Raw genomic sequence first — 15,869 nt, 5'->3', positions numbered from 1 at the left:
CCAGCACTGCACCCCGGATCAGGGTCTGGCTGGCGCCGATCGTAATCGGCTGGGTGACGATTTTGAGATTACCGGCGACAAGCTGGTCGGGGACGAATGTCACCGAGTGCATGTCATTCAGCACCGCAATGTGATCACGGCCGCCAAAGCAGCCGGAGTGCAGACTATTTTCTATACCAGCGTGCTGCATGCGGATACGTCGGTTCTGTCATTGGCTGACGAGCATCGTATGACCGAAGCTGATCTGAGAGCGTCCGGCCTGTCTTTCTCAATCCTCCGCAATGGCTGGTATACAGAAAACTATACGGGCTCAGTCAAAGCGGCGCTGCAGGGCGGCGCTTTCATCGGGAGTGCCGGGAGTGGCCGCATTTCGTCTGCATCTCGGGCTGATTATGCTGAAGCGCTTGCTGTCGTCGCAACTGGCACGGAGCATATCGGGAAAACCTATGAGCTTGCAGGTGACAACGCCTGGACGCTTTCCGATCTGGCGGTAGAAATCTCGCGGCAAACAGGAAAGGACATTCCCTATCGCAATCTCTCTGAGGCTGATTACGCCAGAGCACTTGTCGGGGCTGGTCTTCCTGATGGAATAGCACACGCCATTGCGGGTTGGGACATCGCCGCGTCACAGGGCGCCCTGTTTGATGACGGGCGCCAGCTTTCCGCTCTGATTGGACGGCCCACGACACCACTTGTGCAAAGTGTTACGGTAGCACTCCAGTAATTTTCCGCAGGATGTAAAATACCAGGCTGACAGCGTTCAGGAATTTTTGACCGACAACGGTCTGTTTCCTCCTGACCGCCTGGCTGTTTCGTGAGAATGGAGCAGACAGGCGGCAGTCGCCTCATTCCAGCCATTCGGACGGCCATATATATCCCTTCACGGGCAGCCTCATCCTCTCTGGAAACTAAAGATATTAAGTATAAATGGACTATTTTTTGGATAAATTTGTAGACTGCGATCAGCAAAGGTTGCCTGATCGCATATAACCTCGAGATTACATCCCATTCACAGAGAATATCTCATTAATGAAATTAATGAGATATTCCCTTCGTTTTTCGGGAGGTAAGAAATAGTCGCAAACTCTGTCTTCTTCATCTGTATCGCCGTCGGCATCAACCGTCCTCAATACCCACTCATACCAAGTTAATGAAGCGCCTTCAGGTCGCAGAATAATACATGATGAACCATGAGAATTACTCAATGGAGGTTTCAACCAATAAGTTGCGATGCGTTTTTCAGAGTCGACATGTGGGTGACTTAATTCAAGAATGCTATTTTTAGAATTTTCTATACGAAGAACTACGTCGGAAATTTCCGGAAAGTCATGAACATGTAATCCGTTTTTTCGTGATACGAATTTAATCCATCCCACCAAAGATTCGGTATATTTAGGAATTACCACAGTCAAAAAATCATCATTTCCAACACTGTTATTGGGTATTTCCCATCCGCTTGGGCGGGGCTTATCAACGAGAACTCGTTTGAGTTCATTTAACCATTGCGTAACCGCATCAGGTAAATCCTGCTCTCCATTTGCCCATCGACGGACAGTTGTCGGATGAGTGTTTAAAATCTCTGCCAGACCACGCTGTGACCAATGAAGAGCCGTGAGCGCTTCAGCAAATTCCTGTTTTGTCATCATCAAAAGTTACTCCTCTCGATTGCCTGAGCTTCCTTGCTCTCGACGTGCGCATTTTGAGCACAAAAATGATTAGCTGTCCAGCAATAAATCGTCCAGAAATTTTGTCCAATATTTCGTTGATGCATTGGACGTTCGCTGTTGAAGCAGACATTCTGTTTACCCCCCCCCGATCATGACCCTTCAAACATATCAACCGGGCGTAACGGCAGCATTTGCGCGAGATATTGCGAAAGCTGCGGTTCAAGCCCATCGGAGGAAAAAATCCCGGCGATGTAACCGTCTGGACGCACGAGCACCCACTGACCAGGGTCGATCCCGTATGCCTCGGCAATATGGCCATTATCGTCGACGAGTTCCTGCCCCGCGCCGACGGTGACGATACGGATCCCCGCGATGCCCGACGGGCGGTCACGTGGCTGATAGCCGAGCAAGGTCCAGTAAGGCCCTTTAAAAACCGTGAACAGCCGTGTCCGCTGCCCACCCTGTCCGCGACAGGGTGCATCGGGTGCGCGGTCGCCCGCCTGCACTTTGCCGCCCACCGAACCGGGTACGTTCAACGATGAACCGCGATAGCCGAGGTCGAGTTGCCGCGCCTCTGGGACGTAAACCAAGACTGCATCACCGAACACGACCGGCGGCACGCCCTTGTGCAAGCACACCTTCACGCGGCGGACCCGGCGGTCAAGCGGCGTGTCGCCGCTGCGCTGCGCCACATCCTCGAAGCCTTTATGCGCGTGGCCTACCCGGCCACATTTCAACCAGGCATGCTGCTCGGGCCGTTCCTTGGCATTTGCCAGCAGCGCGCCGGGCAGCAGAACCAAATATTGAGCCAGCCCGATATCGACGAACTGCGCGCGCTGCTCGCCTACGCGAACCGCTTCCACCACGACACCAATGCTGCCTATGAAACGGAAGCCATCAACGACCAAGAGCTGACACATTTCAGCAAACGTGTGCTCGCCTTCGCGCGACGCAGCTAATCCGTCGTTATCCGATAGCGCCTTGCCTCCCCGACCAGTTCAACCGCGATACTGCGCCCGCTGAATCGAGGGGTTGAGAGGGCAGCGTGGACTGTATTGGGCTTCAGCCCGTCACTTCCCCGAGTTCCCGGATGGTGGCCCCACTGTCGCGCGCGGCACGCCATCAGCCGCCTTCGATCTGGTGCGGCTTCCCGCTGAAGATGATGAGGTTATCCGGCTCTGACGCAAACCAGGCATAGCTGCCCCAGGCAAGGCCGCTGACTGTCTTGCGGAAAGTAAGCGAGGCGCGATCAAGATAGGCCGTCACGAAGGCGACGTGCTGCGGTGCGAATCTGGCACCTTCGGCAATCTGCAGGAGCGCAGTTTTTCGGGCATCGTTGACGGGGCCGTCCGTGTGCACGACCTCGACGAAGATCAGCAGCGGGTGCTGCGGGCCGAGATCGACCAGCACGATGTCAGGAAGGCTCTTGTCGGCCGGGATCGTCAGGCCGATCGCCTTGGCCAGTTCATCATCCCGCGCCACGACCTTGTTGCCGCTTTCGCTCAAGGTAATGACACCGGGCTTTGTCAGGAATTTCGGCGCGAAGACCTCTATGACCGCCTTTGAAATGTCGGCGCTCGGCCCGGCCCCCATGCGCCGTGTCTCGCCGTTGGGGAACGTCACCAGCTCGTAGGCACCGCCGCCGGCGGCGCCTTTGCGCACGATCGCGATGCGCGCGAGCGCGCCAGCATTAAGGTGCTTTTCCCGCCAGGCTGCCGCCTTCGCGATGAACGTGGCCTCATTGAGATCGGGCGCCAGCAGCGCCGTGAAATCACCCTGCAGGGCATAACGTCCCGCCGGTGACGTGGTGGCCAGGCCGGGGCGCTCGATGACGGCGCCGTTCTGGATCAGAGCATAGCGGATCGTGTCGTCGCGGATGGATTCCCGCGTGTTCACGGCATACCAACGGCCCGGCACATCGGCCTTGCTTGGCTTGATCGAGGCTTTCGCCCAGGCATCGCGCGCGTCGTCACCCGCCTGTGTGGCCTGCTCGTCCGTCATGCGTGTGACCTGATCGGGCCTGATCCACCGCTCTGCGCCTTCGACCGCACCGGCATAGAGCATCACGAAGATGGTCTTGGCGGCGATTTCCCAGACCGAACGCTCGCGGTTCGCGGAGCCCTCCGGGAATATCTCGGGAAGGCGGGCGTGAATGTCGTTCCAGGACAGCAGAGCAGGCAATGTCATGCTTTGAGGCCATAGAGGCCGCATAGGACCTTTTCGATCGCCGCGCGTGTCGCGCCCTTCGCGACCAGACGCTCGATCGGCGCTATGGCAGAGAAGGGCGGCAGCGGGATGGATTCCAGCTCGAACGCGGAAACGGCGACGCTTCCGCTGATGCAGCGGAATATCTGGTCGACCACATCGCTATTTAACACGGCCGCGACCGCTGCGGGTGTCACTTTCGGCTTACCGATTGCGCGTACCATGTTCAGGTGGTTTTCGATGACAACTCCGTCGTGCGCGTCGATGAACGACTGCGGCAGCTCGGCCGCGATCAGGCGTCGCAGTTGCTCCTTGGCCGTCGTGCGTTGCACGAGCACGCAGGATTGATCGACGACCAGCCAGCCATCCCCAGCTTCTGTCTTGAAGTAAGGCGCATGGTTCTTCTTCTCGGCGCGAAAAATGAAACGGCCGTCTGCTGTCACTGCTTCCGCCCAGATAAGCGGATGCCGGCCGCGCGCCGCGCGGCCACGCATTTGCGGCTTGAACCTGTTCCAGACGAGCGGGCCGGTTGACACGCCATAGCCCCAATCAGAAAGGCGTGCGGCCATGCCTTCTGCTGCCTTGATCAATCCCACATGGGCGGGTTCGCGCGGCGCAAGCCAAGGCGCACCGGCATCGTCAGGCAGACTGACCTTGCCGTTTTTGGTCAGGCGCGCTTCGCGCTCGTTATCAACGTTGAGGTAATGGACTTGGAAACGCTGACGTTCCCCACCCTTGCGGTAGAGCGCGAGCAAAGTTTCCTGCAGCACATCCTCGAAAACGCCGCGCCGGGCATGCACGAAGTCGATTGCGACCGGCGGCGCTTCTGCCGCGAGAAGCTGGCGCAAGGCGGTGTAATACTGCCCACCCAGCACGCTCGTTGGGGTGAGGTAGGCGATCATACCTTCTGGCCGCGCCCACCTCAGGGCGATGTCGGTGAAGACGCCGTAGAGGTTGGCATGGCCGTAAAGGCCACGCGCATAACGGCTGCGTTGCGCAGCGGTTAGCGTTACTCGGCCATAAGGCGGGTTGCCGACCACGAGATCGAACTGCGCCGTTGGCGTTTCCTCAAGCGTGTCGCAGACTTTCACGAACACGGGCACCTTGCGGCCGCTCGCCGCACTCAAGTCGGACAGCAGGACTTCCAGGGCGGCCTGCGATAGCCCCGCCGCATGAGGATCAAGCTCGAAGCCCGAGAGGCGGGTGCCTAGCTGGGCGAGGATGAAAGCCGGTTCGCTGCCGTCAAGCGCATGGCGCATGCGCGTGGCCGCTTCAAGCAGGAAGGCGCCGCCACCACTCGCCGGATCGAGCACGCGCGCGCTCGACCAGTCCAAGCCGCCCTCGCCGGCGAGATCGAGTAGCCGATGCGTCAAAGCCGGCGGCGTATAAAAGGCGCCGAGGGCGCTGCGCTCCTTACCAGGGAGCAGCGCCGTGTAGAGGCTCGTCAGGAAATGACAGCCTTCCAGCAGGGGAAGCGCTGTCGCTTCCTGTCCAATCGACTGCGCCAGTTGGCGTGCGGTGGCATCTAGCCTTCCCCGCACAGCGACAAACGGGCCGCTCAGGGCGAAGCCAGGCACAACGTCGGCAGCGAAGGCCTCCATGGCCGCGCGCGCAAACAACGCTGCCTGGCTGGTACGGCGCGTTTCCGTGATCGTCTCCGACCAAGCACGCGCCATGATGCGGGCGCGCGAAAGCTCGATGCGCTTTGTGTCAAACGTCACTGCCATCTCAATTGGAGCGACCTTTTTCACTTTGACTGACGATTTCAAGATCACGAATTCCTTACCTTGTTCGCAGACGCCGATTTCGGCGCAAACCGAACAACCTTGATGTCAGCTGCCCGTTTTCGCACCTGTGCAATGTCGAAGCTATTTTGCATTTGCATGAGTGTTTCTAAAGACAAGCCAAAAGCTTTCTCGATGCGCAAAGCCATATCGGGAGAGAGATGTGCTCGACCATTTAGCAGTGCCGACAACGCTGGACGCATAACCCCAAGCGCCTGTGCGGCGTCAGTCACAGAAAGCCCATGATTTTCTATGATTTTGCTTTTAACAAACCAGCCAGGATGAATGGGATCTTTCAAGCGAACTGCATCTCTCATTTGCTCGCCTCCTGCGCACGGCTATCTTTAAACCGTACACTGTAAAGAGTCACTTTACAAGATCCTTTGTTCTCTTAATGTTCGCACCAAGAGCGGGAGAGACGGTTGGCTAACGTAGGACGGAAAGTTGCGGTTTCTCAAAGTAATCATGACTCTTTCGCGACAGAGTCCAGTTCTAAACTGAGTTCAAAATCCACAAACAGTCGCTTTCGTCAATAATAGACGTCCGAGTGGACACAAAGGAGCGTCGTGATCTGGTCGGATAATAGTCATGAACATGAACGCACCGAATGGCTGCTTCCGGTTACCGCTTGCCGATAACCGACCTACCGCTCCCCCCCCTAAGCTGCCTGCCTGTTCAATGATAAAAGAGCAGACAGGCGGCAGTCGCCTTCATGTCGGACATAAATATAAGATAGAGCGCTTCCCCAAAAGAGACTTTAGTTATCTTACAATAAATCTATTTCAGGTTGATATTCTGTGATCCAAAAGAAATTTTTATCTTGTCATAAACTTCTGGATTGTTGTAATTTTTATTTTTTACAGGAAAGCATTGATAAGAAATGAATATAAACTATGTTCATAGTGAATATATCGCAGAAACGTTGAAACGTTTAATGCAGGAATACAAGAAATTCTACTGGTCTGTAGCGTGGGGATCCGATAATCCGGTTTCAGAATATCTAATTCAGTATAGAGAAAAAATATCTTGCCTAGTTATCGGTACTCATTTTTATCAAACATCGCCAGAATTTCTTAAAAAATTTGTAGGGTTGAAATCAGTTCGGGTCATAGCTCCTGACGGAGCTACATTTCATCCCAAAATTTATCTATTTGAATCTGGAAATAGATCTTCTATACTTATAGGTAGCGCAAATTTTACCAATTCTGCAATGAGTGGAAACGTAGAAGCGTGTTGTTTAATTGAAGGTACATCTGACGAAAAAATTTTTGAAAATGTACGTAAGTTTATATCTTCTGAGTGTTGGGAGCAGGCTTCTGTCATAGACGCTGATTTTCTACGATCTTATCGTATTCAGCACGCTGCGACTAAAGTGGCACGAACATCACTGGAAAATTTCACTCGTTTGAGGCGGCCTAAAACCCCGTCTGGTGGCATAGACCCTATAGAGATGAGTTGGGATGAATTTATCAAAAAAGTTCGCAGCGAAGATCATTTAAAAGAACGTCTTAAAGTGCTTAGAAGAGCACGGTTTTTACTCAATAAAGTAAGCTCATTTTCAGATCTTGGCGTGGAAGATCGCAAAGCTATAGCAGGAACTCTTGGAGAGAAAGAGCGTCAATTGACCGGGCTGGATTGGGGGTTGTTTGGTAGTATGTTCGGCTTTGGTATTCTAAGAAAAAAAATCAATGAAAACTCTAAGCAGATTAGTGATGCCATAAATTGTATTCCTCCAACAGGAATAATTACACAAGATAACTACAATGAGTTTGTTTTACATTATTGCAATGCGTTCAAAGATGAAGTTCGTGTAGGCGGCATTGCCTCCGCAAGCCGTTTACTGGCTATGAAAAGGCCGGATTGCTTCGTATGTATTGACAAGCACAATAAGGCTGGGCTTAGTGCCCATCTTGGGTTGTCGGCTTCCGCAATAAATATAGACAACTACTGGAAAGAACTAATTGAGCCAATATGTTCTAGTCTCTGGTGGAATTCTGCTCGTCCTAGTGGAATTAATGGTCAAATATGGGATGGTAGATCTGCTCTTCTGGATGCTATTTTCTACGATCCATCTTGAAAACGACTGATTCTGACCCAGAAGCCGACATTCCGCTCCCCCCCCCATAACTGCCAGTCTGCTTTATGGATTGCGGCAGACAGGCAGCAGCATTGAGTGTGGCGCTGCTATTTCTCGCACAGCCACAGCGGATCAGTGATCCGGGCTTCCCAGCGCCATGCGCACCGCCAGTGCGCGCCTTTGCTGACGCCACAGGAACAGCCCCACCCCGGCACCTGCCGAGATGAGGCCGCCGGTGAACCCGACCAGCAGGCCCGCGACAAACAGGCTCACGATGCCTGAATCGCGGCGTTGTCGGCCTTGCACCTGGTGTAGATCGCCTCGATCTCCGCCAGGGTGGGGCCGGTGGTGCTTTTGGTGGTTTCCACCGCTTCCTTGATGGTGGCCCATGCCTCGGGGCCGTATTTTTCAATCAGGGCCAGCACTGCGCTGGCCGCGCTGGCGATCGCGCCGATTTCCGTGACGTCCATGATGTGTCAGTTCCCCGCTGTGGTGGTGTTGGTGGTGGCTGTGGTGGCGATGCCGGCGCAGGCCGGGGGCTGCTGCCCGGCCTTGACGCCGGTCCAGCAGGTTTCGAATGATGCAAAATCCGCCTCCAGCGCGGAAACGGCGGGGGCGGTGATCGAACTTCCCCCCGCGATCGAGGTTTCAAGGGACGCGATCTCGTCAAACACGCCCTGGCTTGCGGATTTCACCAGCGTCTTTTCGGCGGCCGTCAACGTGACGCCCGGCAGCTTGCCCGCCATCACGTCAGGCATGGGGCGGCAATGACGTGATAGGCGCTGTCGATGTCATAGACCGACTGCCGCAGCTTGCCCTGCGGGCTGCTGGCGCAGGCGGCAAGCCCCGCAAGGGCGGCCAGGGCAGCATATCGGGCACGGGGTTTACATGTGGTCATGGGCTGGTTTTCCAGTCTGGAAACGCAAATAGCCCACCCATCCATACAGGCCGCAGGAAACGGCCATTTCTGCATGGAAACGGGTGGGCTATTTTTCAGGTGTCAGGATAGAGGCAGTCCGGCGGCCGGTTTACAGATCGCCCGGATCAGGTTGACAGATCAGCGTGCGGGCTGGCCCGGTACGATCGGATGCGGGATCGCGACCGTGGCGGGCGCAACCGTGGCGGCCGTTGTGGCGGGCTTTGCTTCGATTGCGGTTTTCAGGTCCGTGATGCCGGTCAGGATCCTGGTCAGGGCCGCATCGATGCCGGACAGGTCCAGATTCGGCGCCGCCTTTTCGACAACAACCGGGATCAGCGTCTGCAGCAGGTTGCCCGCCAGGGCGATATCGGCCTGCGTGGCGGTCGTGTCGCGTTGGCCCAGGGCGGTTTCGATCAGGCGTTCAAGGGCGGGAATGGTGGTGGTGGTGTCGTCAGCCATGTCTGGCGTCTCCATATGAAAAAACCGCCTCTCGGGCGGTTGGGGATGGGTGATTGATCCGGAACCGGTCAGTCAGCCGGGCGGGGATGCCCGCGCCGGGGGCTTGCCCGGACGGGTCGAGCCCGGCGGCACGTCGAGCAGCTGCTCGACCGTCTGGCGCGGCACCGTCGTCGGGACCATCGCGGCCTTTTTCCCCGGCTGGTAGGCGGGCAGATTCCATCCGCGCGCCTGGGCGATGGCGGTCACGACTGTCCAGACCACGACCCAGCGGGATGCGGGATCCGGCGGGCGCCAGAACCGTGCGATCAGGGCGCAGGTGGAGATCAGGAAGGACACGATCACGGCGACATCCCCGGCATATTGCGTCGGGAGCATCGACAGGACATCTTGCAGAAATGTGGGTGGATCCATGGTCACGCCTCGATCGCGCGCTGGAACAGGGCGATATGCGGCCCATCCGCCGCCCCCGCGCCCAGCGCCGTGTTGTAGTTGGATTTCCAGTACCGGCACTGCGCCGCCGCATCATCGGCCGCAGGCAGCGGACCCGGCGCGCGGTAATATTTCAGCCGCGCCATGGCGCAGGCATAGGGCAGGTTGCCCGGAAGCTGGGACACCCGCGCGGGCCATTGGGAGGCAAGGTCCAGCACCGCCCCGCGCAGGGAGGCCATGCGCGCATCCGACAGGAACGTGGCCCAGATATCGTCATGGGTGAAGGGTTCCATCTGCCACAGGCCACGCGCGGGGCCGGTGCCCCCTGATACGACCTGCGCCACATAGGTCAGGCCGCTTTCCACCAGCGCCGTCCCGGTCAGCAGGCTGACCGCCGCATCCCCGCCCAGCCCGATATGCGCCAGGGCGGGGGCGACGATTTCATGCCGGAACTGCGCGATACACAGGCCGGTCATTGGGGGGACCCGATGACATGGGGACGATGCAGGAACGGGACATTGGCGAAGAAATAGTCATCCCATGTCTGGCTCGACAGCAGGGTGCCCCCGACCATGGCCAGCAGCGTGAAGATGATGCCAAGGACGGCGGATCGCTTTTTCCAGCGGCTTTCGGCAATCCGCGCCTTCGTCAGCGCGTCCTGGTCCAGCCGGTTCCGCTCTTTCTGCGCGCCGGTATGTTCGGCAAGCTGACGGGTCAGGCCCTGCATGTCGCGTGACTGCCGATCCAGTGCGGACGATGTCGCGGCGTACTGGGCCTGCATTTCGGCCCGGATGGCCCCGACCTCCCGACGGGTGTCGTCAATCTTTCCGTCAGCACTGTTGCGCCAGCGTTCGAGGAAGCCAATACGTTCCCCATGGTCATCGAGGATGTCTTGCACATCCGGATCTTCGGTCATCTTTGTTCCAGGCAATAAAAAACCGCCCCAAGGGACGGTGATGGCAGGTGCGTATGGCAGGCGCATATGACAGGGCATGATCCATGCAGTGCGCCGTCAGGTCGTGGTGGATGTCGCCGCAGTCGTGGTTGCCGCCGTGGTCGTGGTGGCTGTCGTGGGCGTTGTCGTCGTGGGCGTGACCGTGGCTGCTGTCGTTGTTGCTGTCGTGGCGGCTGCGGGCGCGCCATAGGTGCTGCCGATCGGGTATTTGCGATCGGGGTCAGCAATGAGGGTGGTCCCTGCTGGGGGCGTCCATGCGGAGGCACCGTCCCATTCGACGTTATCGACCACGTATCCGGCCGGATGCGCGCTGGTCGCGGCCGTCAGGTAAACGGCATAGGTCTGCACTGTTGTGGTTGTCATGAATGTTCCCCATCACGGCCATGAAATGCGCCGGTGCTGTTGAGTTTGATTTTGCAGGCGATCCCCGATCCACGGCCCCCATCGCCGCCGCCAATCCTGTGCATCCGCACATCACCCGGCTGCATTATGTGAATCGCGTGCGGTGGAATGGCCGACGCCCCGCCCCACGCCCCCGCCGGGACAGGTCCGTGCCCTGACATGCCGTTACGGCAGCCATTTGTAATAAAACTGGCCTGACGCACCGTTACCGCCCGCATACGAATTCCCGGTAAAGCCAGAGTCATACGCACCCCCGCCACCTGCACCGGGGGCCGCACCGGACACACCGCCCAGATCCCCCGACCGTGCGCCGCCCACGCCCCCCGGCCCGACACCCCCGGACCCGGAGAGTTGCAGCGCCCCCGATTGCCCGTCCAGTCCGCAGTTCCCGCAATCATTGCGAAACGTCCCGGACACGTCCGACGACCCGGCAGTTGCGCCACGCCATGATGCCGCTGTCAGGACGGCAGGCCGAACGCCTGCGCGACCGCCTGCCAACGGCCGAGGAGGTTGCGGCCTACGCCCTGCTGTTTTCGGTGATCTGGGGTGTGTTGGTGCTGTTATTCGTCGGGTGCCTGCCATGACGCGCCTTACGACACCGCCTGAAATCACCAATCACCAGATGGTGGAGGCCGAAACCCGTACCTTCCATTTCCGGAAACCGAGCGGTGGATCAGCCTACTGGTTCAACCTGACGTGGATACGGGGGAAACTGATCCTGTGTGGTGATTTCGACGATATCATCCTGACCTGCTTTCCTGCGTGCGCGACGTTCGCGGGGGCCGTCACATGGGCCGTCGATGCTGAGTTCGAATACCTGATGGAAAAATCAGGAAAAGCCCGAGCCTATGACGAGGTGCGCACGTTGCAGGACATCATCACCTGGGCGAATGCACCCGTCATTGAGGAGTTGAACGGTACCGAGAGATTGCGCAACGTCCTGGTCGAAAAAGACGGCCGTAAACGGTACGAGACCATCCGCACGAAACTGCGCAACGGCTATCGCCATACCTGCCAGGACTATCGACGGGCGGTTGCTGCCGGCACACAGGACGATTTTTGTGATGACCTGACGGCGACAGATCCACGCAGGTTTGTCGTCAAGATTTCCGAAAGTGACATCTACCGCACCTGGATCGACGATTGTGATGTGGATCGTATCTATCGATATGACCCCTGTTGGGAACGCTGGTTAAGTCTGTGGCACGATCTGTACGGTCGGGAGTGGTCGGGATTTCTGAAATATACGCCCCCTTCCATGGTCGCCACCCATGAAGGCCGCTGGCGTATCAAAGACGAGTTGGAGCGGCGTCTCGCTGATCCAGCCACTGCCAATCTGAGATGCCTGCACGAACTCAGTGTGGAGGAAACCTACGACTGGACCTATTCGCAGCGCCGACAGATCGGGGCCATCCAGTTCGCCTGCCGACAGATCATTGCGGCGGGATTGGTCGATGCCGGTTCCGGTGTTGCACTGGATCCTGTCACGCGTGGAGCGGGAGATTATCCGGGCAAGAGGCGCACGATGACAGAACAACACCGTATTGCGCAGGGCTTGTTTCAGGACCTGCAGTTCGGTCGTGAGATCTACGACGTCGAGATCCTTGGCGCGGGCCAGCAGGATCTGCAACAGCGACAGAATCTGGTTGGCCTTGCGCGGGGTGCCCAGCATGCGCTTCTTGATCGCCATGATTTCCTGTCGGGTAATCGCCCTGGCCGCGATGTCGCCCCAATCATCGCGCATGCGGTCGAGATACCCGCGATACAGTCGCCGGGTGCTGGCGCGCAGGCGGCTCTGCGCTTCTTCGTCGGCCAGGTAATCCACGATCAGGGCGCTAATGGATCCGGGCACAATGCCCGCCTCGGTCAATGGGTCCTGAAAGTTCAGGCGCTCAAGGGCCGCCTCACGCGTATGACCAAGGAATTTCTTGGTCGCACGATCATAGAAATATTCAATTACCGAACCGTCGTGGCGTTTCTTGCGCACGATGTTCAGTCCGGTTCTGCGGAAGCGTGGCATTCATTCTCTCCACTAGAGATGGCGTCGTGACCAGGCGTTCCGCAGGAACGGGGGCGCCGGTTGCAGCCGGTGCCCCCACCCCGATCCCGGAAGCGCGGTCGGCATATAGGTCGAGCAGCATGCGGTCCCACGTTAACCGTCCTCCTCGACCACCGCGGGGCCGGGCAGGGGGCCACCACCCCTGTTTCACCTCGTCATCAAAGGTCGAGGCACTTACCCCAAGGTAGAACGCCGCCAGTTTTTTGGTCAGGTAGCGCGGCCAGAATGGAAGTCGGTCAGGCATCATCATGGGGGGGCGTCCATGCCATCGATCCACGCGCCAGCCCGACCCTGCGCCCGTCGCGCATCACGGTGCTGCCCCTGAACGCGATCCGGCATGGACTGCCGTCCTCTTTGACAAGCCCGATGAACTGACCATTTCCGGTGCCGTGGATCAGGGCATTGTCAGCGAAAATGTCGCAGAACGTTTTGGCCGATTGCGCATCCCCAGCCGTGTACAGATCTGGAGCTATGAAATGGAGGACGCGTTTGTAGAGCGCGCCCGGCCGACACTCCAGTTGGCTTACATGCTGCTGCTCTATACCGTTCAGCGACCGAGCGACGTGCTGTCCATGGATGCGTCGCTGATTTCGGAACGCAATGGGCGCCTGTTCATTGCCCTGCGTCAGTCCAAGACGGGCACGCTGCTGGATGTTCCCATCCATGAAAGGCTGGCGAGTCGCATTCGTGAACGGATGCGACAGATCGAGCAGGAAACGGCAGGCAGGACCGGCAGGAGGGTCGCCCGGACAGGCAGCCCTGCCCCCCGACTGCTGGTGCCAAGCCCGACGGGCCGGCCCTGGGCCCGACGCAATTTCAGCCGTGCGTGGGACCAGGTCGTGCGACAGATGGCGTTCAGCACGGCAAAGCAGTTGTTCAAAGAGGGCCTGACGAAGGACGAAGTCCGCGCCCACCTTCAGGAAAATCATCGCCAGCGCCGTGACCTGCGCCGCACCGGGATCGTGCGCCTGGCCGAGGCCGGGGCCACGACACCCCAGATCGCCTCCATCAGCGGTCACGGCATCGACTACTGCCAGAGAATCATCGACACGTACCTGCCCCGCCGCACCGAGGTCGCGATCGCTGGCATGCAACTGTGGGAGCGGCACCAGGACCGCAAGATCAGCAAGGTCGTCTCGATTGCAGCAACACGCGGACGTCTGGGATGACCCATGATGCATGTGCAAACCATCTGCAAACCACATGCCAATCGTGCAAACTTTTTTTGAAGGCTAAGTCATTGAAAAATGGCGCGCCCTGTTGGATTCGAACCAACGACCCACAGCTTAGAAGGCTGTTGCTCTATCCAACTGAGCTAAGGGCGCGGAGCACCCCCCTTGTGCCAGATGGAAGCTAGTGCGTCCAGTTCTGGATACGGTCGGAACGGAAATTATCGGCATAAGCCTTGGGCCTGCGCACACGTGGAACAGGCAGTTCCAGATCATAGCCAATATTATTGTGCCGGGCATAGGCGACGGCAGCATCCTGTGTTGGGAACTGCAGGCGCAGTTGCGATAATGTATCGCGGCTGCCGGTCCATCCCATCAGGGCATCAACATGCCGGGGCTGCGTCTGACCATATTCCAGCACCCATGTATGGGTATTGGCCTGACCCGACTGTGTGGCTGTCTTTGCTTCCTGGTAAATCCGGGCACGCATTAAAACGATCTCCCATTATGGTGGTCGGGGCGCCCGGACTCGAACCGGGGGCCTCGTGTACCCAAAACACGCGCGCTACCAGGCTGCGCCACGCCCCGTCACCATGTGGGGGAAACTATGTGTCATTGGCCGCGCTGGCAAGCACCTTATTGAAAAAAGTATCGCTTTGCCCCCTTTGATGACAACCCGCACGGCCATGAAAACACGGTGGGACGACAACGCATTCCCGTGAACGCCACGTATAACGCCACATATTATGCCATGCCACCGCGCCAGATTGGGTCAGGATCTGGGGGTATCATCCCTGCGTGCCAGGGGCGGGATAAACAGCGGCGCGGTATCCCACGGGAACAGCACCCATGTTTCCTGCGGCACCTCCACCACAAACAGGTCCGTCAGGGACCGGCCGGCAGGTTTCGCATACAGGCATGCGAACAGCGCCTTGGGCAGCAGCCCGCGCACGACCTGCGCCGTAACGCCAGAATCCACCAGATCGTCGATAATCAGGAAACCTTCCCCGTCGCCTGCGGCCTCCGGCTGCTTGATGACGGTCGCGCTGCCCTGCTGTTCCTCGTCATAGGTGACGACGGACACCGTCTCGATCAGGCGGCAATCCAGTTCCCGCGCAATGATCGCAGCCGGGATCAGGCCACCGCGCGTAATCGCCACGATCCCCCGGAATGGGCCGCGCGGCATAAGCTCCGCCGCCAACTGGCGGGCGTCGCGATGAAGCTGGTCCCACGTAACAGTTGCATAACTGGTTGCCATCAGAACAGTTTTCCTCCGTCGGGGACGCGACTGTCCGGACGGATCAATACCGCCTCCCCTTTCTGGTCACGCATGCTCAGGGTCAGGACCTCGCTCCGGAACGGGCCGATCTGGCGTGGCGGCACATTGACAATCGCACAGACCTGCCGCCCCGCCAGCCGTGATGGCGTATAGCGGTGATTGACCCGCACGGCCGACGTGCGTGCGCCAATATGCGGCCCGAAATCGATTCGCAGCCGATAGGTGTCACGATACGTATCGGGAAGCGGGCTTGCCTCCAGTATCGTGCCGACCCGGATATCAAGGTGCCCGTCCATCCCGGCACCGGCGGAAACATCCGGTGCGGACATGTCCGGTACGGGGGGCTGCGCAAGGTCTGTCATGGGAATGTTTCTGCCTGTGTTCGCGTCATCTTGTAAACCTGCGATCATTCCTTTTCGATAGGGAATTCGTGTCGAATTCACCCCTCTGGCTGCTATAGCGTAG

Annotated in this window: 24 protein-coding genes and 2 tRNA genes; 6 read left to right on the top strand and 20 right to left on the bottom strand. The window is 58.3% G+C overall.

Annotated features, from left to right (window positions below; translation table 11 throughout):
- The first annotated feature begins 106 nt into the window (after nucleotides 1–106).
- Nucleotides 107–724, top strand: a complete 618-nt coding sequence (locus IFJ82_RS06305) for an NAD(P)H-binding protein (protein WP_275403448.1) — start codon at nucleotides 107–109, stop codon at nucleotides 722–724.
- Between the two features lie 274 nt (nucleotides 725–998).
- Here IFJ82_RS06305 and IFJ82_RS06300 read toward each other — a convergent pair whose 3' ends face one another.
- The 5 genes from IFJ82_RS06300 to IFJ82_RS06280 all read right to left on the bottom strand — a co-directional run bounded on the left by IFJ82_RS06300 (nucleotide 999) and on the right by IFJ82_RS06280 (nucleotide 5,973).
- On the bottom strand, nucleotides 999–1,646 hold the full coding sequence (locus tag IFJ82_RS06300) for a helix-turn-helix domain-containing protein (protein ID WP_192265994.1): 648 nt from the start codon (nucleotides 1,644–1,646) through the stop codon (nucleotides 999–1,001).
- Between the two features lie 170 nt (nucleotides 1,647–1,816).
- Complete coding sequence (locus tag IFJ82_RS06295) at nucleotides 1,817–2,575, bottom strand: hypothetical protein (RefSeq protein ID WP_192265992.1); 759 nt, start codon at nucleotides 2,573–2,575, stop codon at nucleotides 1,817–1,819.
- A gap of 214 nt (nucleotides 2,576–2,789) precedes the next feature.
- Entirely contained in the window at nucleotides 2,790–3,854 is a 1,065-nt protein-coding gene (locus IFJ82_RS06290) for a BsuBI/PstI family type II restriction endonuclease (protein ID WP_192265991.1), read from the bottom strand.
- Complete coding sequence (locus tag IFJ82_RS06285) at nucleotides 3,851–5,647, bottom strand: HsdM family class I SAM-dependent methyltransferase (protein ID WP_192265989.1); 1,797 nt, start codon at nucleotides 5,645–5,647, stop codon at nucleotides 3,851–3,853. Before IFJ82_RS06285 ends, IFJ82_RS06290 begins: the two co-directional genes overlap by 4 nt.
- Nucleotides 5,644–5,973: a HigA family addiction module antitoxin gene (locus IFJ82_RS06280; protein ID WP_192265987.1), complete on the bottom strand. Its 330-nt coding sequence runs from the start codon at nucleotides 5,971–5,973 to the stop codon at nucleotides 5,644–5,646. The genes IFJ82_RS06285 and IFJ82_RS06280 overlap by 4 nt, the downstream gene beginning before the upstream one ends.
- 563 nt (nucleotides 5,974–6,536) lie before the next feature.
- On the opposite strand from IFJ82_RS06280, the gene IFJ82_RS06275 reads away from it, so the two are divergent.
- Complete coding sequence (locus tag IFJ82_RS06275) at nucleotides 6,537–7,733, top strand: phospholipase D family protein (protein WP_192265984.1); 1,197 nt, start codon at nucleotides 6,537–6,539, stop codon at nucleotides 7,731–7,733.
- A 132-nt stretch (nucleotides 7,734–7,865) separates the two neighbouring features.
- Here the strand turns inward: IFJ82_RS06275 and IFJ82_RS06270 are convergent, their stop codons facing one another.
- The 9 genes from IFJ82_RS06270 to IFJ82_RS06235 form a co-directional block, all read right to left on the bottom strand.
- Complete coding sequence (locus tag IFJ82_RS06270; protein ID WP_178388429.1) at nucleotides 7,866–8,006, bottom strand: hypothetical protein; 141 nt, start codon at nucleotides 8,004–8,006, stop codon at nucleotides 7,866–7,868.
- Nucleotides 8,003–8,203, bottom strand: coding sequence for a hypothetical protein (locus IFJ82_RS06265; protein ID WP_003620639.1), 201 nt, complete (start codon nucleotides 8,201–8,203; stop codon nucleotides 8,003–8,005). Before IFJ82_RS06265 ends, IFJ82_RS06270 begins: the two co-directional genes overlap by 4 nt.
- A 6-nt stretch (nucleotides 8,204–8,209) precedes the next feature.
- Nucleotides 8,210–8,491 carry a hypothetical protein gene (locus tag IFJ82_RS06260; RefSeq protein ID WP_225578800.1) on the bottom strand — a complete coding sequence of 94 codons (282 nt, stop codon included), beginning with the start codon at nucleotides 8,489–8,491 and terminating at the stop codon, nucleotides 8,210–8,212.
- Nucleotides 8,479–8,631, bottom strand: coding sequence for a hypothetical protein (locus tag IFJ82_RS15690; RefSeq protein ID WP_225578799.1), 153 nt, complete (start codon nucleotides 8,629–8,631; stop codon nucleotides 8,479–8,481). Before IFJ82_RS15690 ends, IFJ82_RS06260 begins: the two co-directional genes overlap by 13 nt.
- A gap of 159 nt (nucleotides 8,632–8,790) precedes the next feature.
- Nucleotides 8,791–9,111, bottom strand: a complete 321-nt coding sequence (locus IFJ82_RS06255) for a hypothetical protein (RefSeq protein WP_225578798.1) — start codon at nucleotides 9,109–9,111, stop codon at nucleotides 8,791–8,793.
- A 72-nt stretch (nucleotides 9,112–9,183) separates the two neighbouring features.
- Nucleotides 9,184–9,522, bottom strand: a complete 339-nt coding sequence (locus tag IFJ82_RS06250; RefSeq protein WP_075595108.1) for a hypothetical protein — start codon at nucleotides 9,520–9,522, stop codon at nucleotides 9,184–9,186.
- A 2-nt stretch (nucleotides 9,523–9,524) separates the two neighbouring features.
- Nucleotides 9,525–10,016 (bottom strand): hypothetical protein, encoded by a 492-nt coding sequence (locus tag IFJ82_RS06245; RefSeq protein WP_003620649.1) that lies wholly within the window; start codon nucleotides 10,014–10,016, stop codon nucleotides 9,525–9,527.
- Nucleotides 10,013–10,456 carry a hypothetical protein gene (locus tag IFJ82_RS06240; protein WP_040512071.1) on the bottom strand — a complete coding sequence of 148 codons (444 nt, stop codon included), beginning with the start codon at nucleotides 10,454–10,456 and terminating at the stop codon, nucleotides 10,013–10,015. The genes IFJ82_RS06245 and IFJ82_RS06240 overlap by 4 nt, the downstream gene beginning before the upstream one ends.
- 96 nt (nucleotides 10,457–10,552) lie before the next feature.
- Nucleotides 10,553–10,858, bottom strand: a complete 306-nt coding sequence (locus IFJ82_RS06235; RefSeq protein ID WP_192265979.1) for a hypothetical protein — start codon at nucleotides 10,856–10,858, stop codon at nucleotides 10,553–10,555.
- Between the two features lie 2 nt (nucleotides 10,859–10,860).
- Here IFJ82_RS06235 and IFJ82_RS06230 point away from each other — a divergent pair, with 2 nt between their 5' ends.
- Nucleotides 10,861–11,055: a hypothetical protein gene (locus tag IFJ82_RS06230; RefSeq protein WP_192265977.1), complete on the top strand. Its 195-nt coding sequence runs from the start codon at nucleotides 10,861–10,863 to the stop codon at nucleotides 11,053–11,055.
- Nucleotides 11,056–11,062: 7 nt separating this feature from the next.
- On the opposite strand, the gene IFJ82_RS06225 is transcribed toward IFJ82_RS06230, so the two are convergent.
- Nucleotides 11,063–11,314: a hypothetical protein gene (locus IFJ82_RS06225; protein ID WP_192265974.1), complete on the bottom strand. Its 252-nt coding sequence runs from the start codon at nucleotides 11,312–11,314 to the stop codon at nucleotides 11,063–11,065.
- Between the two features lie 29 nt (nucleotides 11,315–11,343).
- Here IFJ82_RS06225 and IFJ82_RS06220 point away from each other — a divergent pair, with 29 nt between their 5' ends.
- From IFJ82_RS06220 to IFJ82_RS06210, 3 genes are all read left to right on the top strand, one after another.
- Nucleotides 11,344–11,481, top strand: coding sequence for a hypothetical protein (locus IFJ82_RS06220; protein WP_192265971.1), 138 nt, complete (start codon nucleotides 11,344–11,346; stop codon nucleotides 11,479–11,481).
- The gene (locus IFJ82_RS06215; protein WP_192265968.1) at nucleotides 11,478–12,947 is read left to right on the top strand and encodes a hypothetical protein; all 1,470 of its coding nucleotides are present in this window, start codon (nucleotides 11,478–11,480) and stop codon (nucleotides 12,945–12,947) included. Before IFJ82_RS06220 ends, IFJ82_RS06215 begins: the two co-directional genes overlap by 4 nt.
- Nucleotides 12,948–13,204: 257 nt before the next feature.
- Complete coding sequence (locus IFJ82_RS06210; protein WP_192265965.1) at nucleotides 13,205–14,125, top strand: tyrosine-type recombinase/integrase; 921 nt, start codon at nucleotides 13,205–13,207, stop codon at nucleotides 14,123–14,125.
- A 79-nt stretch (nucleotides 14,126–14,204) separates the two neighbouring features.
- Here the strand turns inward: IFJ82_RS06210 and IFJ82_RS06205 are convergent.
- The 5 genes from IFJ82_RS06205 to IFJ82_RS06185 all read right to left on the bottom strand — a co-directional run bounded on the left by IFJ82_RS06205 (nucleotide 14,205) and on the right by IFJ82_RS06185 (nucleotide 15,766).
- Nucleotides 14,205–14,281: transfer RNA gene (locus IFJ82_RS06205), tRNA-Arg, on the bottom strand.
- 28 nt (nucleotides 14,282–14,309) lie between these two features.
- Nucleotides 14,310–14,615, bottom strand: a complete 306-nt coding sequence (locus IFJ82_RS06200) for an ETC complex I subunit (protein WP_003620694.1) — start codon at nucleotides 14,613–14,615, stop codon at nucleotides 14,310–14,312.
- 21 nt (nucleotides 14,616–14,636) lie between these two features.
- Nucleotides 14,637–14,713, bottom strand: a tRNA-Pro gene (locus IFJ82_RS06195).
- A gap of 184 nt (nucleotides 14,714–14,897) precedes the next feature.
- On the bottom strand, nucleotides 14,898–15,383 hold the full coding sequence (gene gpt / locus IFJ82_RS06190) for a xanthine phosphoribosyltransferase (RefSeq protein ID WP_192265955.1): 486 nt from the start codon (nucleotides 15,381–15,383) through the stop codon (nucleotides 14,898–14,900).
- The gene (locus IFJ82_RS06185; RefSeq protein ID WP_003620698.1) at nucleotides 15,383–15,766 is read right to left on the bottom strand and encodes a tRNA-binding protein; all 384 of its coding nucleotides are present in this window, start codon (nucleotides 15,764–15,766) and stop codon (nucleotides 15,383–15,385) included. The genes gpt and IFJ82_RS06185 overlap by 1 nt, the downstream gene beginning before the upstream one ends.
- Nucleotides 15,767–15,869: the final 103 nt, after the last annotated feature.

The organism is Novacetimonas hansenii (genome assembly GCF_014843995.1).
Classification (GTDB): Bacteria; Pseudomonadota; Alphaproteobacteria; order Acetobacterales; family Acetobacteraceae; genus Novacetimonas; species Novacetimonas hansenii.
Note: the sequence above shows the minus strand (reverse complement) of the source record. Positions and strands in the feature narration are given on the sequence as shown.